This window comes from Jeotgalicoccus psychrophilus DSM 19085 (assembly GCF_000425845.1).
Classification (GTDB): Bacteria; Bacillota; Bacilli; order Staphylococcales; family Salinicoccaceae; genus Jeotgalicoccus; species Jeotgalicoccus psychrophilus.
This window is the reverse complement of sequence record NZ_AUEF01000022.1, coordinates 1-25,812: the sequence shown is the minus strand read 5'-3', so window position 1 is coordinate 25,812 and position 25,812 is coordinate 1. Positions and strand designations below refer to the sequence as shown.

Annotated in this window: 30 protein-coding genes and 1 riboswitch; of the genes, 14 read left to right on the top strand and 16 right to left on the bottom strand. The window is 39.7% G+C overall.

Annotated elements, in window-relative coordinates:
- Window positions 1-98: 98 nt before the first annotated feature.
- The 3 genes from H625_RS0108110 (at window position 99) to H625_RS0108100 (ending at window position 4,740) form a co-directional block, all read left to right on the top strand.
- Window positions 99-1,634 (top strand): AbgT family transporter, encoded by a 1,536-nt coding sequence (locus tag H625_RS0108110; protein WP_026859487.1) that lies wholly within the window; start codon window positions 99-101, stop codon window positions 1,632-1,634.
- A 22-nt stretch (window positions 1,635-1,656) separates the two neighbouring features.
- Window positions 1,657-2,925, top strand: coding sequence for an amidohydrolase (locus H625_RS0108105; RefSeq protein WP_026859486.1), 1,269 nt, complete (start codon window positions 1,657-1,659; stop codon window positions 2,923-2,925).
- Window positions 2,926-3,111: 186 nt separating this feature from the next.
- Window positions 3,112-4,740 (top strand): BCCT family transporter, encoded by a 1,629-nt coding sequence (locus tag H625_RS0108100; protein ID WP_026859485.1) that lies wholly within the window; start codon window positions 3,112-3,114, stop codon window positions 4,738-4,740.
- Between the two features lie 50 nt (window positions 4,741-4,790).
- Here the strand turns inward: H625_RS0108100 and H625_RS0108095 are convergent, their stop codons facing one another.
- From H625_RS0108095 to H625_RS0108085, 3 genes are all read right to left on the bottom strand, one after another.
- Window positions 4,791-5,897, bottom strand: a complete 1,107-nt coding sequence (locus H625_RS0108095; protein WP_026859484.1) for an alanine racemase — start codon at window positions 5,895-5,897, stop codon at window positions 4,791-4,793.
- A gap of 25 nt (window positions 5,898-5,922) precedes the next feature.
- On the bottom strand, window positions 5,923-6,300 hold the full coding sequence (locus H625_RS0108090; RefSeq protein ID WP_026859483.1) for a RidA family protein: 378 nt from the start codon (window positions 6,298-6,300) through the stop codon (window positions 5,923-5,925).
- 78 nt (window positions 6,301-6,378) lie between these two features.
- The gene (locus tag H625_RS0108085) at window positions 6,379-7,296 is read right to left on the bottom strand and encodes a cation diffusion facilitator family transporter (RefSeq protein ID WP_026859482.1); all 918 of its coding nucleotides are present in this window, start codon (window positions 7,294-7,296) and stop codon (window positions 6,379-6,381) included.
- Window positions 7,297-7,396: 100 nt separating this feature from the next.
- Here H625_RS0108085 and norA point away from each other — a divergent pair, with 100 nt between their 5' ends.
- A complete protein-coding gene (gene norA / locus H625_RS0108080; RefSeq protein WP_026859481.1) occupies window positions 7,397-8,560 on the top strand; it encodes a multidrug efflux MFS transporter NorA in 1,164 nt (387 codons plus the stop codon).
- Window positions 8,561-8,702: 142 nt separating this feature from the next.
- Window positions 8,703-9,692, top strand: a complete 990-nt coding sequence (locus tag H625_RS0108075) for an NAD(P)/FAD-dependent oxidoreductase (protein ID WP_026859480.1) — start codon at window positions 8,703-8,705, stop codon at window positions 9,690-9,692.
- Between the two features lie 80 nt (window positions 9,693-9,772).
- Here the strand turns inward: H625_RS0108075 and H625_RS0108070 are convergent, their stop codons facing one another.
- The 3 genes from H625_RS0108070 to H625_RS0108060 all read right to left on the bottom strand — a co-directional run bounded on the left by H625_RS0108070 (window position 9,773) and on the right by H625_RS0108060 (window position 11,401).
- On the bottom strand, window positions 9,773-10,090 hold the full coding sequence (locus tag H625_RS0108070; protein ID WP_026859479.1) for a DMT family transporter: 318 nt from the start codon (window positions 10,088-10,090) through the stop codon (window positions 9,773-9,775).
- Window positions 10,087-10,410 (bottom strand): DMT family transporter, encoded by a 324-nt coding sequence (locus H625_RS0108065; protein ID WP_035785532.1) that lies wholly within the window; start codon window positions 10,408-10,410, stop codon window positions 10,087-10,089. The genes H625_RS0108070 and H625_RS0108065 overlap by 4 nt, the downstream gene beginning before the upstream one ends.
- A 69-nt stretch (window positions 10,411-10,479) precedes the next feature.
- Window positions 10,480-10,578, bottom strand: a riboswitch (guanidine-I (ykkC/yxkD leader).
- A 34-nt stretch (window positions 10,579-10,612) separates the two neighbouring features.
- A complete protein-coding gene (locus H625_RS0108060; protein ID WP_026859477.1) occupies window positions 10,613-11,401 on the bottom strand; it encodes a class I SAM-dependent methyltransferase in 789 nt (262 codons plus the stop codon).
- Window positions 11,402-11,487: 86 nt separating this feature from the next.
- Between H625_RS0108060 and H625_RS0108055 the strand changes: the two genes are divergently transcribed.
- The gene (locus H625_RS0108055; protein ID WP_026859476.1) at window positions 11,488-12,036 is read left to right on the top strand and encodes a DUF4256 domain-containing protein; all 549 of its coding nucleotides are present in this window, start codon (window positions 11,488-11,490) and stop codon (window positions 12,034-12,036) included.
- Window positions 12,037-12,059: 23 nt separating this feature from the next.
- On the opposite strand, the gene H625_RS0108050 is transcribed toward H625_RS0108055, so the two are convergent.
- From H625_RS0108050 to H625_RS0108025, 6 genes are all read right to left on the bottom strand, one after another.
- A complete protein-coding gene (locus H625_RS0108050) occupies window positions 12,060-12,404 on the bottom strand; it encodes a DUF488 domain-containing protein (protein WP_026859475.1) in 345 nt (114 codons plus the stop codon).
- Between the two features lie 43 nt (window positions 12,405-12,447).
- Window positions 12,448-13,893: an APC family permease gene (locus H625_RS0108045; protein ID WP_026859474.1), complete on the bottom strand. Its 1,446-nt coding sequence runs from the start codon at window positions 13,891-13,893 to the stop codon at window positions 12,448-12,450.
- Window positions 13,894-13,958: 65 nt separating this feature from the next.
- Window positions 13,959-14,675: a hypothetical protein gene (locus tag H625_RS0108040; protein ID WP_026859473.1), complete on the bottom strand. Its 717-nt coding sequence runs from the start codon at window positions 14,673-14,675 to the stop codon at window positions 13,959-13,961.
- Window positions 14,662-15,570 (bottom strand): ABC transporter ATP-binding protein, encoded by a 909-nt coding sequence (locus tag H625_RS0108035; protein ID WP_026859472.1) that lies wholly within the window; start codon window positions 15,568-15,570, stop codon window positions 14,662-14,664. Before H625_RS0108035 ends, H625_RS0108040 begins: the two co-directional genes overlap by 14 nt.
- A complete protein-coding gene (locus H625_RS0108030; RefSeq protein WP_026859471.1) occupies window positions 15,570-16,745 on the bottom strand; it encodes an ABC transporter permease in 1,176 nt (391 codons plus the stop codon). The genes H625_RS0108035 and H625_RS0108030 overlap by 1 nt, the downstream gene beginning before the upstream one ends.
- Complete coding sequence (locus H625_RS0108025) at window positions 16,746-17,963, bottom strand: hypothetical protein (protein WP_026859470.1); 1,218 nt, start codon at window positions 17,961-17,963, stop codon at window positions 16,746-16,748. It lies immediately after the preceding gene.
- Window positions 17,964-18,117: 154 nt separating this feature from the next.
- Here H625_RS0108025 and H625_RS0108020 point away from each other — a divergent pair, with 154 nt between their 5' ends.
- The 4 genes from H625_RS0108020 (at window position 18,118) to H625_RS12825 (ending at window position 20,179) form a co-directional block, all read left to right on the top strand.
- A complete protein-coding gene (locus H625_RS0108020) occupies window positions 18,118-18,732 on the top strand; it encodes a LysE/ArgO family amino acid transporter (protein WP_026859469.1) in 615 nt (204 codons plus the stop codon).
- Between the two features lie 17 nt (window positions 18,733-18,749).
- The gene (locus H625_RS0108015; protein ID WP_026859468.1) at window positions 18,750-19,280 is read left to right on the top strand and encodes a helix-hairpin-helix domain-containing protein; all 531 of its coding nucleotides are present in this window, start codon (window positions 18,750-18,752) and stop codon (window positions 19,278-19,280) included.
- A 66-nt stretch (window positions 19,281-19,346) separates the two neighbouring features.
- Window positions 19,347-19,700, top strand: coding sequence for a DoxX family protein (locus H625_RS0108010; protein WP_026859467.1), 354 nt, complete (start codon window positions 19,347-19,349; stop codon window positions 19,698-19,700).
- 14 nt (window positions 19,701-19,714) lie between these two features.
- Entirely contained in the window at window positions 19,715-20,179 is a 465-nt protein-coding gene (locus H625_RS12825; RefSeq protein WP_051239029.1) for an SRPBCC family protein, read from the top strand.
- A 34-nt stretch (window positions 20,180-20,213) separates the two neighbouring features.
- Here H625_RS12825 and H625_RS0108000 read toward each other — a convergent pair whose 3' ends face one another.
- The 4 genes from H625_RS0108000 to H625_RS0107985 are packed head-to-tail and all read right to left on the bottom strand — an operon-like array spanning window position 20,214 to window position 22,659.
- Window positions 20,214-20,555 carry a DMT family transporter gene (locus tag H625_RS0108000; protein ID WP_026859466.1) on the bottom strand — a complete coding sequence of 114 codons (342 nt, stop codon included), beginning with the start codon at window positions 20,553-20,555 and terminating at the stop codon, window positions 20,214-20,216.
- 11 nt (window positions 20,556-20,566) lie between these two features.
- The gene (locus H625_RS0107995; RefSeq protein WP_245573122.1) at window positions 20,567-20,884 is read right to left on the bottom strand and encodes an SMR family transporter; all 318 of its coding nucleotides are present in this window, start codon (window positions 20,882-20,884) and stop codon (window positions 20,567-20,569) included.
- A 47-nt stretch (window positions 20,885-20,931) separates the two neighbouring features.
- A complete protein-coding gene (locus tag H625_RS0107990) occupies window positions 20,932-21,597 on the bottom strand; it encodes an ABC transporter ATP-binding protein (RefSeq protein WP_026859464.1) in 666 nt (221 codons plus the stop codon).
- A gap of 12 nt (window positions 21,598-21,609) precedes the next feature.
- The gene (locus H625_RS0107985) at window positions 21,610-22,659 is read right to left on the bottom strand and encodes an ABC transporter permease (protein WP_026859463.1); all 1,050 of its coding nucleotides are present in this window, start codon (window positions 22,657-22,659) and stop codon (window positions 21,610-21,612) included.
- 225 nt (window positions 22,660-22,884) lie between these two features.
- Here H625_RS0107985 and H625_RS0107980 point away from each other — a divergent pair, with 225 nt between their 5' ends.
- From H625_RS0107980 to H625_RS13755, 4 genes are all read left to right on the top strand, one after another.
- Entirely contained in the window at window positions 22,885-23,088 is a 204-nt protein-coding gene (locus tag H625_RS0107980; RefSeq protein ID WP_026859462.1) for a helix-turn-helix transcriptional regulator, read from the top strand.
- Complete coding sequence (locus tag H625_RS0107975) at window positions 23,089-23,781, top strand: DUF3169 family protein (protein ID WP_026859461.1); 693 nt, start codon at window positions 23,089-23,091, stop codon at window positions 23,779-23,781.
- 183 nt (window positions 23,782-23,964) lie between these two features.
- Window positions 23,965-25,365 carry a YfcC family protein gene (locus tag H625_RS0107970; protein WP_026859460.1) on the top strand — a complete coding sequence of 467 codons (1,401 nt, stop codon included), beginning with the start codon at window positions 23,965-23,967 and terminating at the stop codon, window positions 25,363-25,365.
- A gap of 25 nt (window positions 25,366-25,390) precedes the next feature.
- Window positions 25,391-25,549 carry a hypothetical protein gene (locus H625_RS13755; protein ID WP_169516125.1) on the top strand — a complete coding sequence of 53 codons (159 nt, stop codon included), beginning with the start codon at window positions 25,391-25,393 and terminating at the stop codon, window positions 25,547-25,549.
- The last annotated feature ends 263 nt before the right edge of the window (window positions 25,550-25,812 follow it).

Below are 25,812 nucleotides of genomic sequence, written 5' to 3'. Positions count from 1 at the left end.
CAATTGACTGAAATTTATGTAAACTTCTTATATCCTATTTATACTTCTAAAAGTATAAATAGGAACAAACAAAGCAAATAAATTTGGGAGGGTTTTCATTGACAGATAAAACAGAGAAGAAAGGTTTTTTCCAAAGATTTCTGGATGTCGTAGAGCGTGTCGGAAATAAGCTTCCGGACCCGTTCGCATTATTCCTTGGGCTCGCATTTCTAATTATTGTAATCTCATGGATTGCAAGCCTGTTTGACGCCTCAGTAATACATCCGGGCAACGGCGAAGAACTGCCGATTAACAGTTTAATTTCAGCTGCAGGACTGCAGTTTATACTGACTTCCATGCTCGACAACTTTACAGGATTCGCACCACTCGGGCTTGTTCTGTCCATGATGCTCGGTATTGGGCTGGCTGAGAAAGTCGGACTGCTCGATTATGCGATCCGTAAAACGATCTTAAAGTCACCGCCATTTCTCGTTACATATACAGTAGTATTCGTCGGTATTATGGGGAACCTCGCATCAGATGCTGCTGCGGTCATTATCCCTCCGCTGGGCGCACTCGTATTCTATAAATTAGGCAGACACCCGCTTGCCGGACTTGCTGCAGGTTTTGCCGGTGCTGGTGCCGGTTTCACCGCCAACTTATTTATTGCCGGAACAGATGTACTCTTATCTGGTATTTCTACAGAAGCTGCACGTTTAATTGACGATACAATCGTTATCACACCGGTGGATAACTGGTACTTCAATATCATTTCCACATTTATGCTGACAATCATCGGTGGACTGATTACTTCACGCTTTATCGAGCCGCGTCTCGGTAAATATAAAGGCGAAAGTCTTGAAGATGAAAACGCTGAAGAACTTCCTAATGCTAAAAAAGGACTTATCGCTGCAGTCGTTACCGGTGTTGTTTACTGGGGAACTATCGTCGCGGTTATTCTTATGCCAAACAGCCCGCTGACAAATGAAGATGGCGGTATTATTCCGTCACCATTCATCGACGGCATCGTACCGATTATACTTATCTTCTTTATTTTAATCGGTGTGGCATTCGGTATTACAACAGGAAAAATTAAATCGACAAAAGATGCGACGTATTATATGACCGAGTCCATTAAAGATATGGCCGGCTATATTGTTCTCGTATTCGCAATCGCGCAGTTTATCGCTTACTTCAACTGGAGTAACCTTGGTACATGGCTTGCAGTTAACGGGGCAGAGTTCCTTGAATCTATTGAATTTACAGGTATTGGACTGATTATCGGTTATGTGCTGTTTACAGCACTGCTGAACTTCCTGATTACTTCGGGTTCTGCGAAATGGGCAATTGAAGCGCCGATCTTTGTACCGATGTTTATGCAGCTGGGTTATGACCCAGCATTTACACAGGCCGCATACCGTATTGCAGACTCGTCCATTAACATCGTTACACCGCTCTTCCCGTATATGGTTATTATTCTTGCGTTTATGAAACGTTATGATAAAAACGCAAGTATTGGTACTTACATGTCAATTATGCTGCCATACTCATTAATATTCCTGCTTGCATGGATTATTCTGCTTGGAGTATTCTACTTCACAGGATTACCGCTCGGACCGGGAGTATATACGTTCTTAGAAGACAGAGTACAATAATTTAATCTGGAGATGATTTAACGTGTCTTTACACACACAGCTCATAAACTGGCGCAGGGATTTTCACCAGCATCCCGAGCTTGGATTTTTGGAGATGCGTACGGCTACGAAAGTGGCTGATGAACTGGATAAACTCGGCTACGATATTAAAATTGGCAGAGAAGTAATGAATCCTGATTTCACAATGGGTAAACCGACTCAGGAAGAAACAGCAGCGCATTATGACTGGGCGAAAGAGAACGGTGCTGTCCTCGAGTATCTGGACAAAGTTGCTGACGGCTACACTGGTATTGCCGCAACGCTCGACACGGGTATTGACGGACCGGTTGTCGTTTTCCGAGTTGATATGGATGCTTTGCCAATCTATGAATCAGAGGAGAGTAGCCACTTCCCTCTGCAGGAAGGATTCCGCTCCGTAAATAATGAAATGCACGCTTGCGGCCATGATGTTCACACGTCAATCGCCCTTGGTCTTGCAACTCTCTTAGTGGAAAATAAGACTGACTTAAAAGGAACTATTAAAATATTATTCCAGCCCGCTGAAGAAGGTACACGCGGGGCACGTTCGATGGTTGAGGCAGGTGTCGTTGATGATGCTGATTTCTTTATCGCATCACACATCGGCACCGGCGTGCCATTCAATCATTTCCTCGCTTCAAATAACGGCTTTCTTGCCACGACTAAACTCGATGTATCATTTAAAGGTGTATCATCGCATGCCGGCGGACAGCCGGAAGAAGGTAAAAATGCCATGCTTGCTGCTGCCAATGCTGTCATTAACTTAAATGCAATTCCCCGTCATTCCGGAGGTGCAACCCGTATTAATGTCGGTGAACTGCACGCGGGAAGCGGACGTAATGTTATCGCAGACAGTGCCAGTCTTAAAATCGAAACGAGAGGCACGACAAGCGAACTGAATGATTATATGAAACAGTATGCTGAATCTATTATTAAGGGTGCTGCACAAATGTTTCAGGTGGATTATACAATTGAAACTGTCGGTGAAGGAAAGAGTGCCAAAGGATCAACTGAACTTGCCAGAGTACTCGCCGAAGCAGCCGACAGTGAGAATCTCGTTACCGAGCTGGAAGAAAACAAACCGAGCGGCAGTGAAGATGCAACATTTTTCATTAACCGCGTACAGGAGCAGGGCGGCCAGGCGTCTTACTGTATTTTCGGTACTGAGCTTGCAGCAGGACATCATAATGAAAAATTCGATGTAAATGAAGACAGCATGATCTCTGCTGTACAGACTTTATTTAAATCAGCTGTGACATTAACAAATAAATAACTGCAATATATAAAGAGTGAAATCATTAATGATTTCACTCTTTATTGTTTATAATCCGGTTATACGGCTATTTATAAAGTAATATCTGCAGGCACAACGGCTTTTTTCCAACTTCACGGGTTGAAGTCTTACATATAGATTGTTATCATTTACCCGTTGTGTCAAAAATCAAAAAGGAGTGAAGTAATGACAAATCATTCAGCATCATCTGAGAAATCAAAAAAAATATCATATGTTTTTGTCTTCGCAGCAGTTATTGTCGGACTGCTTGTAATTATAGGTGCAATATTTCCCAATCAATTCGGTGAAATTTCAGGTGCTATTTCCGGCTGGGTAACTACATATTTCGGCTGGTATTACATGATACTCGTTACGGTAATTGTATTCTTTTCTGCTTTTCTCGTATTCAGTCCAATAGGTAAACTCAAATTGGGACAGCCGGACGACGAACCGGAATTCAGCACTATTTCATGGATTACTATGCTGTTCAGTGCCGGCATGGGAATCGGACTTGTTTTCTATGGTGCAGGAGAGCCGATGGCTCACTTTATGTCACCCCCTACAGCAGACCCCGGAACGACGGAAGCACTTGCAGAATCTATGCGCTCAACTTTTCTTCACTACGGAATTCATGCCTGGGCTATATATGGCATCGTCGCTTTGTCACTTGCATATTCCAGTTTTAGAAAAGGAGAAGTCGGACTGCTCTCGAAAACACTTCGTCCATTATTCGGCAACCTTGTTGACGGATGGCTCGGAATCCTAATAGATGTACTTGCAGTTTTCGCAACAGTTATCGGTGTTGCAGTTTCACTTGGTATCGGCGCAATGCAGATTAATGGCGGGTTGAATTATTTATTCGATGTGCCGGTCGGTCTTACGTCCCAGGGAATTATTATCTCTGTCGTCACAGTACTTTTTTTAATCAGTGCATGGAGCGGTCTCAGCAAAGGTATTCAGTATTTAAGCAACTTAAACATGATACTCGCAGGACTCCTGTTCGTTATTATTCTTGTTGTCGGACCGACAATGCTTATTTTAAATGTTATGACTACAGGCACCGGCGGGTATTTAAGCACATTCTTATATAACAGCTTTGATGTTGCACCGCTTAATGCACAAAAAACAGAGTGGCTCAGTTCATGGACAATTTATTACTGGGGCTGGTGGATGAGCTGGAGTCCATTTGTTGGTATATTTATCGCCCGTGTTTCCAAAGGCCGTACGATTAGAGAATTTATTATTGCGGTTTTACTTGTGCCGACTGTAATAGGTATTATCTGGTTCAGCGTATTCGGTATAACAGGGATTTCCACAGGTATAGCAAATCCGGAAATATTTAATATGGCGACCGAAGTACAGCTGTTCGCCATATTTGATGAACTACCTATGGGTACGATACTTTCAATGCTGGCTATTTTATTAGTATCATCATTCTTTATTACATCTGCAGACTCGGCAACATTCGTACTCGGTATGCAGACATCTCACGGTAACTTGACACCTTCCGGGAAAACTAAACTTACATGGGGTATCGCCTTATCAGCTATCGCATTCACTCTTCTTGCTGCCGGCGGGGAAACCGGACTAAATGCATTGCAATCTGCTGCGATTATCGCTGCATTGCCATTTAGTTTAGTTGTTATTATGATGATGATTGCATTTTATAAAGATGCCAATAATGAACGTAAGTATTTAGGACTGTCTATTACTCCTAACAAAGAACGTATGAAGAACTATAAAGAAAGTTCTCTTGAAGAATATCAGGAAGATCTTGAGGCGTATGCCGAAGAAGATAAACCGAGAGGCTTTTAACATTTAAAGAGTATCTCAGTGATAAAATATCACTGAGATACTCTTTTTATTTATTGAAGTCTGCCCTGTGCAGCAATATCAATTTCTTTTACAACTTCACCACTGTTAATGAGGTAAGCTTTATGATATAAGTTCGACACCGGACATATATGATTCGGAATAATTCGCACTTTATCGCCGATGCTTACTTTTTTACTAAATTCCTGATTATAGATAATCGCATGTTCATCAAATACTCCGTGTACATGAACGCTTTCAAATTCCTTAATTTTACCGAAGCCTTCTGTCGTTGTCAGTCCTTTACTGCGCGATTGTGCTGTCAGTCCTTTTGCACCAACGTCTGTAATGACACGTTCCGCCGTCGGTTTACTAATGATAGTAGTCAGCACGCTTGCCGCAGAATGCGCATATGAATCAATAGCATTGGATTGTGACCCGTCCATTAAAATATATGTTCCAGGTCTAATTTCAGTAACACCTTCTGGAATATCAAAACCGAACATAAACGGCGGAGTTGAACCGATGCTTACTGTTTCAAATTCAAAATCCATATCTCTCGCAACGTTTGCAAAATGCAGTGTGCGCGTTGTTGCTGTCATGAATAAATCATAGCAGTCATGTTTATCGACAGCTTTGTAGGTATGTCCGTCGTGTGAGAAAATACCTTTTAACTCGACGTTTTTAGCTGCACGTATACTATTTAATAACAGTTTATAGTCTATTTCTTCAATAATGCCGGAGCGTTCTTCACCGACTTCAATTTCAATCAGCACCTGCGCTTTTTTATCAGCGCCTTCAAATACTTTATCGATTTCTTCTATATGATGGATACTATCGACACCGAATGAAATATTAATCTGTTCTGCCAGTTTCTTAATTCTTTCAAGCTTTTGTTTACCAACAATCTGATTGGCGATAAAAATATCGTCAAGTCCGTAAACGGCCATAATCTCCGCTTCACCGACTTTGGCAACAGTGATGCCTTCTGCGCCGTGTGCAGTCTGCTTAAGTGCCAGATGAGGCATCTTATGTGTTTTCGTGTGCGGACGCAGCTTAACTTTTTGTGCTGCTGCATAATCGCTCATATATTTAAGATTTTTATTAAGTACAGTTTCATCAATTAATAATGCCGGCGTATCTATTTCTTGATAATTCATAGTTAATTCCCCCTTATATATATGTTTATTTTACCGCTGCGACAGCTTCAATTTCGACTAGGCAGCCGTAATGGAGCTCTCTCGTCGGTACAACAGCACGGGAGGGTTTATGGTCACCGAAGTACTTGCTGTATTCAGTATTGATGATATCCCAGTTCTCAACGTCCGATGTATATAATCTGACCATGATTATATCTTCTTTTGTTAAACCAGCCTCATCCAATACTAATTCCATATTCTGGAGCGCTCTTTTAGTCTCAGCAGCAATGCCGCCGTCAACTATTTTGCCTGTCTCAAGATTTAAGGATAATTGTCCGGAAATATATAAAGTGTCGTTATGTATCATCCCCGGTACATAATGTCCCTTGCTGTTACGTGAGTATTTCGTATGAATCTCTTTCACATCATCATCCCCTGTGTATTTGTCTTAAATCTATAATAACAAAAAAGCCCTGAACATTGCTGTCCAGAACTTAAGCGGTTAATTGCACAGCAGTTCATCATCATGGTCATGGTGTTTACATTCTACCTGTACAGTGACGTGCTCAATATTTTCATGCTTCATCTGCTCTTCTATACGGTGAATAATCTTTTGAGTTTCATGAACGTTGAGCGTTCCATTGACCACTATGTGTACACTCAGCGCATTCATGCCGCTCGAAATACTCCAGACATGCAGATGATGTGCATCTTCGACACCTTCAATATTATTAATTGTATTAATGACTGTGTCGACATCTATATTTTCCGGCACACCTTCCATTAGTACATTCAATGATTGACGGAGTATTCTAAAACCGCTGACTGCAATTAAAACTGCAACGATAACACTCGCCAGCGGATCCATGAAGCCCCATCCAAAAAACATAATGGACAAAGCCGCCACTATGGCTGCAACTGAACCGAGTAAATCACCAAACACATGCAGCAGTGCACCTTTCATATTCAAGTTATCGTGAGTATCACCCGACATTAATATTTTCGCCACGATTATATTAACGACAAGACCTAAAACTGCAATGACAAGCATACCCGTCGTTGCGATTTCCGGCGGATTTACAAAACGTCCTGCAGCTTCTGCTACGATAAACACCGCTATCACAATTAATGTTACACCATTAAATACAGCTGCCAGTATTTCAAATCTCCGGTAACCGAATGTCCGTGCCGAGTCCGCTGCTTTTTCACCCATTTTAAAAGCAGCCAATGCAACAGCAAGGGACACTGCATCACTCAGCATATGACCAGCATCACTTAAGAGGGCAAGACTGTTTGTCAGCACACCCCCGATGACTTCTACAATCATAAAGGAAGCTATTAATATTAAACTGATTGTCAGTGCTTTTTTATTCGCACCCTGAGTATGGTCGTGGTGGTGATCGTGATTATGCTCTCCCAAAAACCCACCTCAATTCATCTATTTTTCACTATTATTTTTCTATTTTCAAGTGTAGTATATATCTTAACATATGCAGAATTCTAAGAAGGTGACACATAAGATGAAGAAAAAATATCAGCTCTACTTATTGTATAGCAGTATTTTCCTAGTTTTTCTAGGAATAAGTCTTGTAATACCGGTTATGCCGTCAATAATGAACGAACTGAACATCAGCGGTGCCGGTGTCGGTTATTTAACCGCCGCCTTTGCTTTTACACAATTAATTTTTTCGCCTTTCACAGGACGGGCAGCAGATAAGTTCGGACGTAAAATCATTATCGTCATTGGGCTGTTTATTTTTGCATTTTCCGAACTATTATTTGGGTTAGGAAAAACGATTGAAGTGCTGTTTCTTTCCCGCATGCTCGGCGGTCTTGCCGGTGCATTTATTATGCCGGCGGTTACCGCATTTATTGTCGACATTACAACTAATAAAAACCGGGCACGGTCTCTCGGTTACATGACTGCTGCGATTAACTTCGGTTTCATTATCGGACCGGGTATCGGCGGCGTGCTGGCTGAAATTGCTACACGTCTGCCATTTTTCATCGCCGCGGCACTCGGTTTAATCAGTGCAATTTTATCTATTTTTATGTTAGATGAACCTGAGAAAGTTACAGAAGTCGCAGCTGATAAGACAGAAGTGACAACAAGTAATTTCAGAAAGATTTTTACACCAATATTTTTCATTGCCTTTCTCGTTATATTTGTTTCGTCATTCGGTCTTGCGGCATTCGAGTCCTTCTTCAGTTTATACTTCGACCGCAAACTTGGATTTACACCGGCTGATATTGCAATCGCGATTGCTGGCGGTGCTATAATTGGTACTTTTGCACAGATTGTTTTATTCGAACCGCTGACACGCCGTTACGGTGAACTGAATATTATCAGAGTATCTATTATCTATACCGCAATACTCGTTTTTGCCATTACATTTTTAGAATCATACTGGGGCGTTATGGCAATTGCGTTTATCATCTTCATCGGTTTTGACCTGATACGTCCAGCGGTTACTACGTTCCTGTCGCATATTGCGGGTAATAACCAGGGCTTTGCAGGCGGGATGAACTCATTCTTTACGTCACTCGCCAATGTAATCGGACCCGTTATCGCTGGTATACTATTTGATATGAATCTGGATTACCCTTACTACTTCAGTGCGATAGTTCTTGTCATCGGTTTTCTTATTACAGTATTTTTCTGGCGCGATCCGCGCAAAGCATAACGTCATTCGAAAGTCTGAATTACGCGTTACAGCGACGTTACAGCATGCCAAACACTTTTATTTTCAGTCCCTCCTGTGTAATAATGTTTAATGGAATGAAAATATAAAAACATTATTCGTATATTACTGGAGGGTTATATTCATGAAAGACGAAATTGTAGATGTAACGATAATCGGTGGAGGACCTACTGGATTATTCTCTACTTTTTATGCAGGTATGAGACAAATGTCTGTAAGACTAATAGATAGTCTGCCTGAACTTGGCGGACAATTAATGGAATTATATCCGGACAAATATATTTACGACGTGGGCGGCTTCCCAAAAATCCTGGCTAAAGATTTAGTATCTAATCTGGTGACACAGGCGCAGTATGCTGAACCTGAACTTCACCTTGGGGAAACAGTACAATCATACGAGCGCGAAGATGATCACTTTGTTTTGAAAACTGATAAAGGTGAATACCTTACAAGAACAATTTTAATCACTGCAGGAGTAGGTGCTTTCCAGCCTCGTAAAATCGGTTTGGATAACGAAGCAGCTTTTGAAGGCACTTCACTGCAATACGCAGTTAGAGACCTTGAAAAATTCAGAGATCAGGACGTTGTCGTACTCGGGGGCGGAGACTCAGCTCTCGACTGGTCATTGATGCTTCAGGAACTTGCTAAATCAGTCACGCTGGTACACAGACGTGAACGCTTTACAGCACATGAGACAAGTGTTCAGCAAGTAATGGAGTCACCTGTCAATGTTAAAACATCACTGAATGTTACTGAAATTAAAGGTAATAACGGCCAGATGGAAGAGCTTGTACTGACAGCAAAAGACGGTACAGAAGAAGTGATTAAAGCAGACCAGCTAATCGTTAACTTCGGTAATATTTCGTCCCTTGGACCATTAAAAGAATGGGGCCTTGATCTTGAGAAAAATTCCATCAAAGTTAACCCTCACATGGAAACAAATATCCCGGGTATATTTGCTGCAGGCGATATCACGACGTTTGAAGGTAAAGTTAAGCTTATAGCAACAGGCTTTGGTGAAGCACCAGTTGCAATTTCATACGCTAAATCATCTTACGATCCAAAATCACGCGTACAGCCTAAACACAGTACAAGCGTATTTAAACAGGACTAATAAAAAATCCGTAGGCATATAATTTATGCCTACGGATTTTTTCATACTGTTTATCATGTTTCATGTGAAACCACAATTTTTTATCCCGTTACCAGGCGCAGTCCAATTACCGCAATAATGATGAATGATAAATACATCACGCGTTTATAACTAGCTGATTCTTTATAAAAGATAATTCCAATTAATGCACTGCCGACTGTTCCAATTCCTGTCCACACCGCATATGCCACACCTAAAGGAATAGTCTCCATTGCTATGCTCAGCAGTGCCAGGCTAATTGGGAATCCGATCAGGAGTGTCAGCCAACCGCTCAGTTTTCTACCTTGGCCAATTAAAGACATTCCTGTTACTCCTGCTACTTCCATTAGTCCTGCCAATATTAATATAAACCAGCTCATTTAGCACCCTCCTCGTGATCTGTTACAGTCTTAAGTCCAATAACGCCGAATACAAGCAGCGCTACAAATATAATAATTCCGATATTGAACGCACCGTCAAATACAATAATATCAACAAGCACTGTTCCTACTGCTCCAATGCCTACGAATACAGCATATACTGTACTTGCCGGCATTTTCGTCGAAACATACACAAGCAGTCCGAAACTGACGACAATTGAAATCACTGTGAGTACCCATTCAAATCCATTATCCGCGTACTTCAGCCCTGTTGCCCAGCCGATTTCAAACATTGCTGCAATAATAACTAATAACCACATAATTTTTCTCCTATTTTAAAATTTATAAGAATTGAGAATAAAAAAAGCCCGGAAGAATAACTTTCGTTACTCTCCCAGGCTTTTGTCCTTCCGTGTACTGGAACTCATTCCAGCGTTCTCTCTCGGTCCAGACTTAAATAATTTAACGGAACCCTAGAGAACTTCTTATTAAGTTATCTACACTATAAAATACTATTTTCTGTTAGTCAACTTCAAAATCTGTCCTGATAATACCATAATGAACTTTACTCGTTTTTCTCACTTGCTGCATAAAGCCGAATTGTTCAAATCTGCTGCTTCTGAAATGATCTTTCAGCACTATTTTTTTTGCTGCGACACGTTTCGCTTCGTCTATCGTTTTTTGTGACAATATTTCAGTGTGAGTTACTTCCGTTATTAATCTTAAGCTTTGTGAATCATTGATTTCTTCATCGAACATCGGATCAAAGTAGACGATATCAAAACTGTTATCCGGTAATTTTTCTAAGTAGTCTGTATGATTTTGATGCACTGTTTCTATAGCACGCATTGCATCGTTCAGCATTTTTATATTTGTATCGTATGAAGCGAGCCCCTCTTTTGCCAGCAAATATAATATAAAGCTTTGTTCTAATGCAGTCACTTGACCTGAAGTTCCGACCGTCAGGCTTGCGATTACACTATCAGCCGCAAGGCCCATTGTACAGTCTAAAAATGACATCCCGGGTTTTAGTTCCGCTGCATCTGCCAAAGCATCATTATCATTATTTAATAACCTTTTCGCACGGACCATTGAGAAGTTCGGGTGGTATTTTACAGGATCATTATCTGACAGTCGCGTGATACTCATCTCGTCATTTCCAACTACTAATACATCGTCGATATAACGCTCCTTAATCTCTTTTACAGAAAGCTTTTTACGCATTACAAAGTACAGTTTGTAACGCATAGCGATATCCTTCGCTTTTTGTAATGCATGTTCATTATATCGTCCGCTCGTTGTTACTATCATTGTCTTTCCCCGTTCTGTTAAATATGTTTATCGTTACAGTTTACCATGGTACTATTAAATTAAATATGATAATTGGAGGTTGTACAATGACATTGAAGAAGAAACTTACTAAAGCAGAAAAAGTAGAATTACTTAATGCTCTGGAGTCTCGCTTTAATACTCATAAGGAACGTCACGAAGACATCTCTTTTGAAAATATTGCAGCTAAATTAACTGATAAACAGCTTGCTGCACTTCACAATATGGAATCAACTGAAGGCGAACCTGACGTTATCGATTTTAAGGGCGATCTTTACTTTGTGGACTGTGCAAAAGAAAGCCCTAAAGGACGACGCAGTGTGTGTTACGACAGAGCTGCACTTGAAGCCAGAAAGAAATATAAACCTGAAAACTCAGCTGTTGATTTAGCCAAGGAAATTGGTATCGATATGCTGACTGAAGAAGATTACAGACACCTGCAGCAGTTCGGGGACTTTGATCTTAAGTCATCAAGCTGGGTTGAGACACCATCTGATATTAGAGATCTCGGCGGTGCCTTATTCTGTGACAAACGCTATAACACAGTATTCCTGTATCATAACGGTGCTGATTCGTATTACGGAGCTCGCGGTTTCAGAGGAAAGTTAAAAATATAAAAAAGACGGCAGCTGCCGTCTTTTTATTTTCCATCAATATATTCTTTTATAACTACTGCCTGGTTATGCTCTGTATCCTTTGCCGCATATAATAATGTGACGTTGTGACCATCTGCATCTTCTTTAATTTTATCAACCAGCTCGTTTTGATTTTTCAGTTCTTTATTATATTTCTTTTTGAACTCTTCCCATTTTTCAGCATCATGATCAAACCATTTTCTTAAATCAGCCGACGGTGCGATATCTTTATACCACTCATCGTGTTCTAAATCTTCTTTCTTAATCCCCCGCGGCCAGACACCATCCACTAAAATACGTTTTCCATCCTGCTGTGAGACACCATCATAAACACGCTTCAGTTTCAACATAATATCAGCTCCGAATAATATATTATGTTATTCTTTACCCGTCTTATTTTCTTTCATGCATTACTTCTTCTCTTGTTTTATTTAGAATCATATAATCCAGTTCTTCTTTAGACATTGATTTTAATGATTTGTATTTTATCGCAAGGAACACCATACCGAGTATTGTCCAAGCGAGAAGTGCATAATATGACGGTGCTGTCAGTGCTGCCGGTGAGCCTGGGAATAACAACAGTACTAAAAATACAAGAGAAATAATGATACCGAGTGCTCCAAATATTACATAAATGATGTTTCTGTGTTCTTTAGTACTGAAAAACTTAACTGTCACTGCACTTGTAGCAAGGAATGCGACTGACACGCCGACAGATGACATGTCTACAATCCAGCTCAATGCTGTTCTGCCGAGCCATGGTGCAATCAGACATACAAGCATTACGAAGAGCACTGCATAATGCGGTGTTTTATTTTTCTTATGAACTTTGGCAAATATAGTCGGTACAAAGTTCGCACGTCCCATTGCAAAAATTAGTCTTGAAGAAGACATGTAGAATCCATTAAGACCTGTAAATACACCGAAAGAAATCGCAAATGCCAGGAACACTATCCCGATAGTTCCCATCGACGACTGAATAACAGATCCTGTCACCCAGACTGCCCCGTCCATAGAGTTCTGATCCGGATAAATCCAAGCTGTTACTAAAATCATTGCGACATAAGTTATAACAGATGCAATAATACCGAAAACGATGAGTTTAAACGTTTTATCAGGACTGAATTTAAATTCTTCCGCTGCCTGAGGAATGTTATCAAACCCGACATACATCCACGGCGCTATCGCAACGATTAAAATAATCGATGTCCAGATTCCCGCTTCTTCATTAAACAGCGGTTTTGCATTTTGGAATGAAAATTCTCCAGTGAAAAATGATACGGCGAATAATCCTGCTACTACAAACGCCATGAACAGACAGAATATAAACTGCAGATTTCCAGACAAACCTGATCCCTTCATACTGATTAAAGCGAATATTATAAGTATGGCAGAAGACAGTATGACTTCCATGATGTAGACGTCCCATCCTGCAATCGTATATAAGTATCCGACTTCTAAAAAGTCAGGAAGTACAAATTTAAACAGCAGACTGAATGCACTGGCATTCAGCGCGACGACACATATATAACCTAATACTAAAAACCATGACGCGATAAATGCACTGAACTTGCCGAAACCGGCATATGTAAATGCAAATTCTCCGCCGGATACAGGGAACTTAGCCGTTAGTGCACCGTAGCCTACAGCGATAATCAGCATCAGTAATCCGCCGATAGTAATTCCGAGAGTCGCTCCAAGTGTTCCTGATGAAATCAGCCAGTCCCCTGGTAAAATAAATGCGCCCCAGCCGATTGAAGATCCGTAAGCAATTGCCCATATAAACCGTTTAGACATCGTATTATCAAGTTCTGTTCTCGTCTGATTATCAGCAGACATAATTACAACTCCCAATTTGTTTATTTATTCTTGTGAACAAGTATCGCATAGTGAAAGTTCAATCGCTAGTCCTTTTCAAGTACAACGGGATGTTCTGAAACGATAGTATCACCCTCGTGAAGTTCTACTTTAATACTCAATTCTGTATCTATTTCAACATCTGTACTCGATAAACTGACTGAACCCATCCCACCCGGATTCATATATACCTCGTCTTCAGAGTTCAAACGTCTTACAGGTAATTCTTTTGTTAAGAGGCTGTACGTTCCTGCCTCAAGATGTTCTCCGACAGTATGAATACCGGCAGGAATCATACTGTCGTATTTTTCTTCCGATGGGATTAGATCGATGGGTCCCCGTCTTGTAACGTATTCAACACGGTAACCTTCCTGCAGCTCCAAAACAGCGTTGGTGTTGAAATAGTTTAATGCTGTTTCCAGTAATCTATCTCCGTTTTCATCATATACTACGATTGCTGATGCCTCTTCTGTCGCCGCACTGTAGCGGCCCGGTTCAACATCTTCTCCTATGACATAATGACCAGGTGACAATGTTATCTCTGTTCCGCCGTCACGGAGACCTTCAAATACCGTATCACTGTTCAAAAAAGCATAACGGGATTCCAGTCCTTCTGTTTTTAAAAGATTTTCTTCTTCATATAATTCAACAGCTTCTTCGTCTGCCGTTATCTTTTTACCATCATACGATTCGCTCATAATACCGTTAAAACTGCACCCCATTAACAGCAGTACAAAGAGAGACAGCACGCTAAACCGTATCATAACTTCTCTCTCCTTTATAAATACGCAGATAATGTTCATGAGTCCCCAATGCGCCGAGCGACACTTCAGCAGAACTGAATTTCTTCAATGTGCTCATCATCTTAAACATTTCGTCTTCTTTCATGCTGTCAGCAGGAATACATATACGGTCACCAGCCAAATATAATGTGCCCTCTTCAAGCGGGCCGATAGATTTTAAACTGTCTTTGGAAATATAACCTTTAACGTAATCTCTATGAGATTCTTCCCGGATGTATGTGTAATATATGCTTTGTTCATTTAAAAAATAAATCTGATCTGCATAATCATCCAGGTTTTCCAGCAGATGAGATGCGACAATAATAATCTTCCCGTCCGCTTTTATTTCCTGCAGCACCGAACTTACCAGTTCAACGTTCACCGGATCCAGTCCATTCATAATCTCATCCATAAACATAATCTTCGTATCTGCAGCGATCATCATCGCAAAACATAATCGCTGTCTCATACCGAGGGAGTAAGTTTTCACCTTATTTCCTACATAGTCCTCCATGTTCAGCCTCCGGATGACTTCATCTATATTTCTGCTTTTAGGATTCCATATATCCCGGTACATTTCTATATGCTCAACGCCTGAAAAATCTTCATACAGTTCCGCCTGGTCCGGAAAGAAAGTAATTTTATTGTGCAGCGCTTTGACATCCTTTGTCGTATTTTTATAGGCGATACCATCGATTAAAATCTCTCCGGTATTAATCGGAATAAATCGTATAATCGCATTAAATAACGTCGTTTTCCCTGTACCGTTTGGAGCAACCAGACCGATAATCGTATTATCCGGAATATTAAAATTAACATCCTTCAACACCGTTTTAGTCCCGTAGTTTATCGTTAAATTTTTGACTTCCAATGACATTAGTTCCTTCTCCTTTCAAGCTTGCCTGTTCGTGTCGGTATCAGTTTAAAGATAAAATGAAACACGATTTCGACGATGATATATAATACCGCAATACTGATAATCAGCTTCGTCACAGTTACATTTTTTAATGACTCCCATGAACCTTCCAATACAGGTATAATCTGCAGATACAGGAATGGATTCCAGCTTGCAGCAGGTCCTGTCAGTGCAAAAACATACGGCAGATAAAACACTGCCGTTACTATAGTAATTGTCAGGTAGATATTTCTGAATACCCACGACAGTCCTGTCGACAGCTTAACGATAATGTAGCTCAAAGCCATCGTCAGAAGTAACGCTAGTATAACGTACTGCATTATACTGATATATACTGTTTCTTCGCCGCTGTAAAGCGGTACAGGATAATTAAGTGTGCCGCTGTCAGTGAAAAGTGTACTGAGTATATACGAGACGCAGATCCCAGCAAGTACGATGAGCCATATCAGTCCCCAGCTGATAAAAGTTCGCTGTCTCCACTGATGAGCCCAGGAATACGGTATTCCCTGGGAAATACTCCAGTTGAATTCCTGGTCCCGGCTGAACCGGTCAGCACCGAATATCGCAGCAATAACAAATATAAATATACCTGCAACGATATTTACTAAATTAAACAGCACAAGTGACGGTGACATTGGATTCCAGTCAATATCGACATTATGCTCTTTCAGATATGTTAAAAATTTTAAATCATTTTCAATCTCGGCTTTAGCCGGCATAAATGACAGCAGCAGCTCCTGTGATTCAAAATCATCAGCTTCATAAAAGAACAGTCTGTTTTCAGCAAGTTCCAGCCCCTGGTCAACATAATCGCTGACTACATTCTCGAGCCCGGATACAGTATTTCCTTCCTGTTCGCCTAAAATATAACGCTGCATACCGATAATACTTTGCTGGCGTGCAAGTTTATCGTACACTTCCTGTCCTGCGGCTGAGTCAAAATGATTTTGAGGTATCGCGTGAAAGATTTGCTGCGTATCTTCATATTCACTCCGCAGTTCTTCCTGCGGAAGCACAATAGAACGGTCCTGGTAAAACGCCGAATAGCTTGCCAGGAAAAGAAACAGCGATACTAAAAGTATTCTCACTTTCCAGTCCCTTATAATTTTAAGAAAATCCCATTTAAATAACTTCATTTACCCCACCTGCCTTACGAACTTCTGACGGGTCATAAAGCCTGCAAGAATTCCGAGGATAATTTCTATAATAATAATCGTTGTGAAAAGGACAATGAGCCCATTATCAAATGTGAAATTATTTGATAACGTTAAAAAGTTCTGATGGCCGCTTAAAATATCTCCAAACTCAAAATAGTTCTGCGGGAATAAATGAGCACCGATGCCTAAAAACTTATCTTCACCGCCGCCGCTGTAAAGCCGGTTAAATGCGATGATGGCAAATCCTGCAATCATAACGATAACGTCATGTCTGAATACTAACGACAGTACAGCATTCAAACGGATAAATAGATAGAGCAAAAGTGCTGTTAAAATTAACGATTGCAGGATAAAGTCAGTAACAGGTGCGGTAAAGAAGTTTTCTTCAGCAGCCCTGTAACCGTCGTTATAAGCGTAATTAGTATTTAACAGAGACAGATCACCAAAACCGTAAAGCAGTGATATGAGCAGGAAGAATACCGTGAGCAACAGAGCAATACCAGTCATGATAATAATAAACATCGATAAAGACTGATAGAATATGTATTTTCTCCATCCGAGCGGCTGTCCCGCTTTTAAAGTATGGTGCTTCCGATCATCGACCAGTACCTCACTCGCGACAAATATAGTGATAAATAATATAATCAGCGGTCCGTAAGTTAAAAAAAATGAATACAGCTGCTGAATTCCTGTTTTACCGTTAAATTCATGGGTTGTCGGATTATCTATCTCAGACAGTTTAAAAAAGTTGCTGTTAATCATTGCCCGTTCAAAGTCCATCTCTAAAAACTGACCGTCATGTTTCCTCTCCAAATAGTCATTTAACGCTTCCACTGTAAACAAGGGAACATAATTTGTGCTCTTCACTTCAAAGAGCCTTGAAACATCACCTTTTTCCAATGCATCATAAAACATGAGATTATTTTCATAATCATATTTGGCCATACTGTATGTATCGATACCTGTAAAACTGTTGACGGCAATATCTCCCGAATCAAGCCTCGATTCTTTCATGCCGTATGCCGACTCAGTTTCAAGAGCGAGTTCATCCACATCAATTGTCAGCGGATTATTAACGTTCGGCAAATATAAAAAGGAATACAGTATGATGCCAAGAAATGCCAGCAGAAATATTAATCTGTTCTTTTTATTACGGTATATTTTTTTAAACGTTTCCAAAAACACGATTCTAAACATTGCCCATCCCCATCTGCAATTTATTCTGACACATTTATATCTATTATAGAAAACGCTTCCATATTTTACAAACTAATTTAAAAATTCTTTATTGTATGTCTTTAGGAAATACATTAGTCTTAACCTACTTATTTACAGTCAGGAGAATCAATATATGCTCACTGCATTTCTGCACGGTTTCATTCTGTCAGCAGGATTAATACTGCCGCCAGGCGCTCAAAATGTATTTTTAATTAACCAGGGTGCTAATCATAAAAAGTTCATTCATGCACTGCCGGCTGTAATAACTGCCGGGCTCAGTGACACATTGCTGATCATCCTTTCTGTAGCCGGTGTTTCATTAATTATTTTATCGATTCCGGCGCTGCAGCTCGCAATGTATATTATCGGATTTTTCTTCTTAAGCTACATGGCAATATCACTATGGTTTACAAAACCTGAGACTGCTGAAGCACCTGTAAAACTGACACCGTATAAACAGGTTGCCTACGCATTATCAGTATCTTTATTAAACCCGCACGCTATACTCGATACTGCGGGAATTATCGGTACCAATTCTACTGCATATACAGGCAGCGCTCTCGTTTTGTTTACTTTCTCCTGTATCGCCGTATCATGGATTGCATTTATTATTCTGGTGCTCTTAGGCAGACTAATCGGAAACTTCGACAGCAATGGTAAGATTACCGGATATATTAATAAAATATCTGCTGTCGTTATATTTATTATCGCCTGTTTTATTCTGATAAATATTATTAAAATGATTTAATTTATGGAGGTTTTTTTATGACGAATATCCCGAATATAGGAAAGCCGGCAGCAAATGCTCTGTCTAACATTGGCATTACTGAACTGGAACAGCTCAGCCGGATCGATGAAAAGAATCTCTTAAAAATTCATGGCATCGGTCCTAAAGCTGTGAGCATCCTTAAACAGGCTTTGTCAGACTCTAATTTAAAATTTAATGAAGGTGAAACATTGCCTTATTCACCCTACTTTGCAATTCTCGGCAGTCTTGGCTGCAATAATGCACCTAAAAGAGAAGTTATACGCGATTTTTTGATCGGCAGCTTTGGAAAGAACAAACAAGCTGTTTCAGAGTTATGCAATGAGGACTTTAATTCAATTTTTAACGTGCCTGACAAGAGTATCAGTTCTCTCGAAATAATTACTATTATCACTCACGGCAAAGAAGGAGCGGCAGAAGTAATTGCAATCACTGCCGATAGTGAAAAGCACCACTTTGCATTTTTTATTAATTTCGAAAATCATAGAAAAGATGCAAAAATTAAAACCCTCAGCACTTATTCAAAATAATTGAGTTATTGAAAGTCTAATCAGGGTAAATATAAATATCAACTTTATGAAGGAAGAGGAATTAGCATGAAGACTATTATGCGATACATACTTGCTGCTGTTTTCGGCATTGCAGGTGTTGCACACTTTACACGTACAGAAGGTTTTACAAATATCGTTCCGCATTATTTACCGTTTAAAGATTTTATCGTTAAAGCAAGCGGTGTGGCAGAACTGATTATCAGTTTCTTTCTATTAATAAAGCGTCCAGGGAATTTTTTTAAAAAAATCATTAACAGTTTCCTGATGCTCGTGCTTCCAGCCAATATCTACATGGCTCAAAAATCACTGCCGCTAGGTAGTATCGATGTACCAAAGCCTCTGCTCTGGGCTAGAGTACCATTGCAGTTCGTCCTGATTAAAATTGTAAATAAATTATAAAGAGGTAATTTAATATGCAGACTTCGTATCATATGAAAGATAATAATATATATCAAAAAGTGATCACCCGAATTGACAGCAGTCCCGAAAATATTTTTGCTTACTTAGGAACAACAAAAGGAATTCAGCAGTGGTTTCCCGAGTTGTCGTTCAAAGGAACAGAACGGCTGCTCTTTGATCTTGGAAATGATGAATTTGAAGATATGAAGATTTTTCGTTATGAAAACCCGAAGTTCATTCATTTTGCATGGGCTGAAGGCGAAGTAGAAATTCTGCTTGATGGGGATGGGGATGACACACAGCTTGTTCTTAATGAACGGCTGCCTGCAGCATTCGAAAATGCTGCACGTGATTTTTCGGGCTGGCAGTTCAAAGTGAAAAGTATAAAGAATATCGCAGAACACGGTGAACCTGAGGAAATGGACAGACAGCACTTTGAATCTGTTCAAAAAGATATAGAAGAAATCTTAAAATTATAATAAAAAAGGATAATGACCTCGTCATTATCCTTTTTTACTGTACAGTTTCTTTATCTTCCTTTTTAGATATGTTCATCACTATCACACCAAGAATAATTACGCATAGCCCTAGAATATTGACTGCCGACAGATATTCATTAAATATAAACACACCGATAAGTCCCGCACCGGCAGTACCTAATCCTGCCCAGACACTGTATGCGATACTAAGCGGAATTGTTTTAAGTGCTCCAATTAGAAATGTAAATGACAGCCCAAAACAGATAAACATAATAACCGTCGGAGTAACATTAGTGAAACCGTTCGATAAATTCAGCATAGTAGTCCCGGTCACTTCAAAAACAATGGCACCCATTAAAAATAATGCTGCTTTCATTACAACACCTCCTATACCCTCATTAAAATAAGACCAATAATTAAAATTATAATCCCAATAACCGTTGCTGGTCTGATTTCTTCTTTAAATATCGCAAAACCGATTATCGCTGTCAGCATTGTACCAACACCGCTCCAGGCTGCATATGCAAAACTCAGCGGCAGTGTTAAGAGTGCCAGTGACAGCATGTAAAACGCCAGCGCATAACCGGCAACTATTCCTATAATTGCTTTTTTAGAATTACTAACTGCGGTGACTTTCATCATGCTTGAACCAAAAACTTCAGATACGATTGCACCTGCTAAATATACAAGTCCCAAATAATTCACCTCTTAAAATTTAAAAACACATTCCAAAGTCAGAATGTGTTTTTACTTTAATCCTGTTTCTCTAATATACCATCTGTCATTTTATACACCGCATCACAATACTCAGTTAAGCGTTCATCATGAGTAACGATAATACATGTCTTCATACGCTGTTCTGTTTCTTCTTTTAAAATCTGCATTACTTTCAAGGCATTCTCTGTATCTAAAGATGCTGTCGGCTCATCTGCCAGAATAATGCTTGGGTTTGTATATAATGATTTTGCAATCGCTACACGCTGTTTCTGACCGCCTGATATTTCACTCGGCAGCTGTTTTTTCACTTTCGTTAAAGAAAGTTTTTCAAATAGTTCATCCAGTTCGCTGTCAGCCATTACATCTTTTTTAGATTTTTTCAAGAGCTGAAACTGCTGTTTAACTGAAAGAAAAGGCACCAGGTTGCTTGTCTGCAGAATAAAGCCGATTTCATTCAATCTCAAATTAGCAAGTTCTTTACTCTTCATGCCTGAAATACTTTGACCATTAATTTTAACATCGCCCTCGGTCGGCGTTTGAAGCGCACCTGCGATTGTTAAAAAAGTACTCTTTCCTGAACCTGAAGGTCCGATAATTGCGATGCACTCACCTTTATTAAAAGTAATCGATGTATTCTTGACCGCTTCTATCGTCTGGTCTCCATCTTTGAATGATTTTATAACATTTTCAAATTTAAGCATTATTTTCTCCTCCTATCCAATTGCTTTTAACGGATCGACTTTCCGCACGCTGATGACTGAGAACAAACTTCCGAGCATCGCAACTGCAATAAGTACAACCATATAAATAATCATCGTTAAGTAATTAAACTCAATCGGCACTGCGGGAGGCAGGAATAGACCTGTCAGGAATGTTAATCCCAAGCCGATTACGGTTCCTATTACTGCAATAATAAATGTTTGTGCCAGTACCGTTCTTGCAAGATAACCGTTTGAAAAGCCCTGTGCCTTTAACACACCAAATAGACTTGTTTTCTGTAGTGTCAGTACATATAAGAATATGCCGATTACTGCTGCTGAAATAATAAACAGGAAAATAATCATAAAGTTCAGCGTTAAGTTTTGAGCAGTATAGCCTGGAAGACTCTCTATAAACTCCTCAATTTCCAGCGCTTCAAGTTCATCATTAACTTCAGTATTTTGCCAGTCAGCATCACGAACAACCAGTGCATTAATGATATCTTCACTCAGCATCGGATTAAGTTTTTCGATTGTTTTATTATCCGTAAATAATATTGATGATGCACTGTATTTAGCACTTTCGGTAAAGCCTGTCAAAGTCAGTACTTCATCGCTGTTTGATAATGTCAGCTCATCACCGACTTCAAAGCCCGTTTCTTTTAATGAATAATCTGCCACGACTTCATTTTCTATTTCAGCTTGTTCACCCTCTGTGAGTTCCGGCAGGAGGAATGAATCTTCTTCTATGCCGAAAACAAAAGCATTCTCTTCAATCTCGCCGTTTGATGCAATAACTGAATGCTGTTTCAATGTTGCCTGTTCCTCAAACAGACCTTCGACATCATCTTCAGCTATCATAGACTGCTGAATTGTCTGGTTGGCTTCATCATTTAAAATGATTGCATCTGATTCCCATTGATCGACAGCTTCTCTGTTCAAATCCATCAAACCGCTCGCCAGCCCTGATAACAGAAACAGCAGGTAGCTGATCATCACAAGGACTCCGATAATTAAACTGAACTTCAGCTTATTTCTTATCATTTCATTCCATGCTAAAAACATTAGATTACCCCTTCTCGGTTATCGACTTCATTCAAATTTATATCTTATCCATTATAAACTTTTCATTAGAGTAAGCATTGATGTTAAATCAACAATATTATGTTTTTTATCTTCTTGACTAGTATACTTATATTTTTGACAATTAAAGTTGTCAAAAAGACAAATAAGTGTTACATTATAAATACAGAATATCTATGTATCTAAAAAAGAAGCGAAGGTGAAGCTATGAAAACAAGATTGCGTGAACTGCGCGCCAGGGACAGTTTAAACCAGACCCAGCTCTCAAAACTTGCTAAAGTATCACGGCAGACAATCAGCTTAATCGAACGCGAAGAGTATATTCCATCGCTGTTAATTGCAAAACGAATGGCTAAGATATTTAACGAACCGATCGAGAATATTTTTATATTCGATGAGGAGGAGTTATAAATGAAATTCTTATTAAAAATGCTGCTGTATGCCGCAATCGGTTTTGCCGCAGGTTATCTGACACTGGAACTGCTTTACGGAAGAAATTCGGAGGGCTTATTGGAAACTATCTACTTCTGGCTGAGTATCGTAATGATTGTACTCGCTGCTGCACTGCTTGTATATGCATTTATACGCCGCAAAAAACTGATTAAAATGACTAAAGATAATAATAGAAAAGTAGATGACGATGACTTTGATGTATACAGCTATAATACATTCAATGTTGTTACAGTTGCCACAGCAGTACCATTAGTATTGTCACTTATGGCACTTGCAATTCAAGCCTTAGCTGCAGAAAGCCCTTGGCTTGTCGCGCTGACGATAGTATTGGTGTTCGTTTCAATGTTTATGAGTTTCCAGGCATCAGCACTGGTTAATATTATCTATCCGGATAAAGATTTACCGGAAATTTCCGATAAAAATTACGCAGAGAAATTGTTTGCCGCTTCAGATGAAGGTGAGATATTCATTATGGCGAAAGCACTATACCGCTCGTGGACACTGACCAGCACTATGCTGTTCTTTGCTCTCATCCTCATGATTTTCTATTCATTTATCACGGAAGAATCTCAAATTTTCAGTATTGTAATCATCGGACTTATTATGATTATAAGTCAGCTGAAATATGCATATGAAATTAGAGAGAAATAATCGCTTAAAAGTTCCCGCTGAATAACGGGGACTTTTTATTTTCTGGAAAAAATTTCACTTTTCTATATTTTCATTGAAATAATCAGCCTAAATTGAATTTATATTAATATTTCTGAATATTTTGTGTATAATAACATTTATGTAATAACTTGTCTTATATCAAAAAAATCGGAGGGCTTTTGAATGAACGAAAGTAAACAAAAACGAAAATTTGTTATGCCGCACATTTACGTAATACTCTTTACCTTAATTACTTTATCTGTAATAGCCACTTACATAGTGCCCGCGGGTTCTTATGATAGAGAAGAAGTTGACGGCCGCTCAGTAATCATCCCGGACACATTCAGCTATGCTGAACAAACACCGGTGGGCATTCTGGAATTTATGACAGCAATACCGAGAGGTGTTGAACAGACGGTTGCTATCATCTTCGGTATTATGGCCATTGGTGCTCTATTCAGAGTTATTGAGAAAGCAGGCATTATTGATGTAATACTCAATTTCCTGATCCGGTCATTTGGCAATAAAGGAATGCTGATCATTCCGACAATAGTTATTCCTTTAGCACTATTTGTAGCGCTGACCGGCAATATAGAATCATCACTGATATTCTTACCTGCTCTGCTTCCTTTATTTTTACGGCTTGGCTATGACCGTATGGCTGCCACCGGCACTGTCTTAATGGCTACAGTTGTCGGTTTTGCCGTCGCAATTACAGCACCGGCTAACCTCGGGACAGCGCAGACAATTGCAGAGCTGCCTCTTTATTCGGGAATCGGTTTCCGTTTAATTATCCTTGCAGTAATGCTTGCTGTTGGTATATTGTTTATCATCTTTTATATTAAAAAAGTTCAGAAAGACCCTGCAAAAACTTTAATTACTGATAATGTGGACAATTCTCAGTTTATTAAAGATGAAACTGACAGTCCTGAACTCAGCACACGTACTTATGTAGGAACAGGTATCTTTATTCTTGCACTAGGATTTATGCTGTTTGGTATTTTCCAGTATCAATGGTACTTTATCGAACTTGCCGGTTTTTACTTATTCGCAGGTATTGTCAGCGGACTTGTCGCTGGCCTTAAGCCTTCAGGTATTGCTGAAGCAATGAATGAAGGTATTCAGAATATTGTTCTGGGAGCATTAATCGTCGGGGTTGCCCGTGCTATTTCCGTAGTTCTTGAAGACGGTGCTATCTTAGATACTGTTGTTTACGGCTTAAGCATTATTGTTACTATGATTCCCGAAACATTTGTACCGGTAGCTATGATGGTGACCCAAGGCTTGCTTAACTTTGTAATTCCATCCGGAAGCGGGCAGGCAGCGGCAACAATGCCGATTATGGTCGGCCTTGTTGATTTAACAGATATGACAAGACAGACTGCAGTTCTCGCATTCCAGTTTGGGGACGGATTCTCAAATATCTTCTACCCAACTTCAGGATATTTTATGGCTGCACTCGCTATTGCTAAAATAAAGTATACGGACTGGATTAAATTTATTTGGCCGCTCTTATTAATATGGTATGGTCTAGGTGCTGTGTTCCTGATTATTGCTTATTTTATAAATTGGGGACCATTTTAAAATTTAGTAAATAAGGTGAGAATTCATGAGATGTGGTACGAAACGATTTGAAATTATTGTAGAAAAAGATAACAGAATAGCAACGCAGGAAATCTGCGCCCGTGATCAAATCGATGCACGAAAAATATGCCGCCGCATGTTCGGTGAAGATGAACATATTATTTCTGTCAGAAGAAAAAAGTAGTGTATTTGAAGATAAAGATTTATAAGCCGCTAGAAATCTCGTTCGCTGAGATTTCTAGCGGTTTTGCTGTTAGGTTATTGATTGGGATTCCTATGAAACGGGCTCATCGAATTCCTAAACGCTGCGGGTTTCTATGAAATAAGTTCATCGAATTTCTAAACGCTGCGGGTTCCTATGAAACAAGCTCATCGAATTCCTAATCGCTGCGGGTCCCTATGAAACGAGCTCATCGAGTTCCTAAACGCTGCGGGTTTCTATGAAAC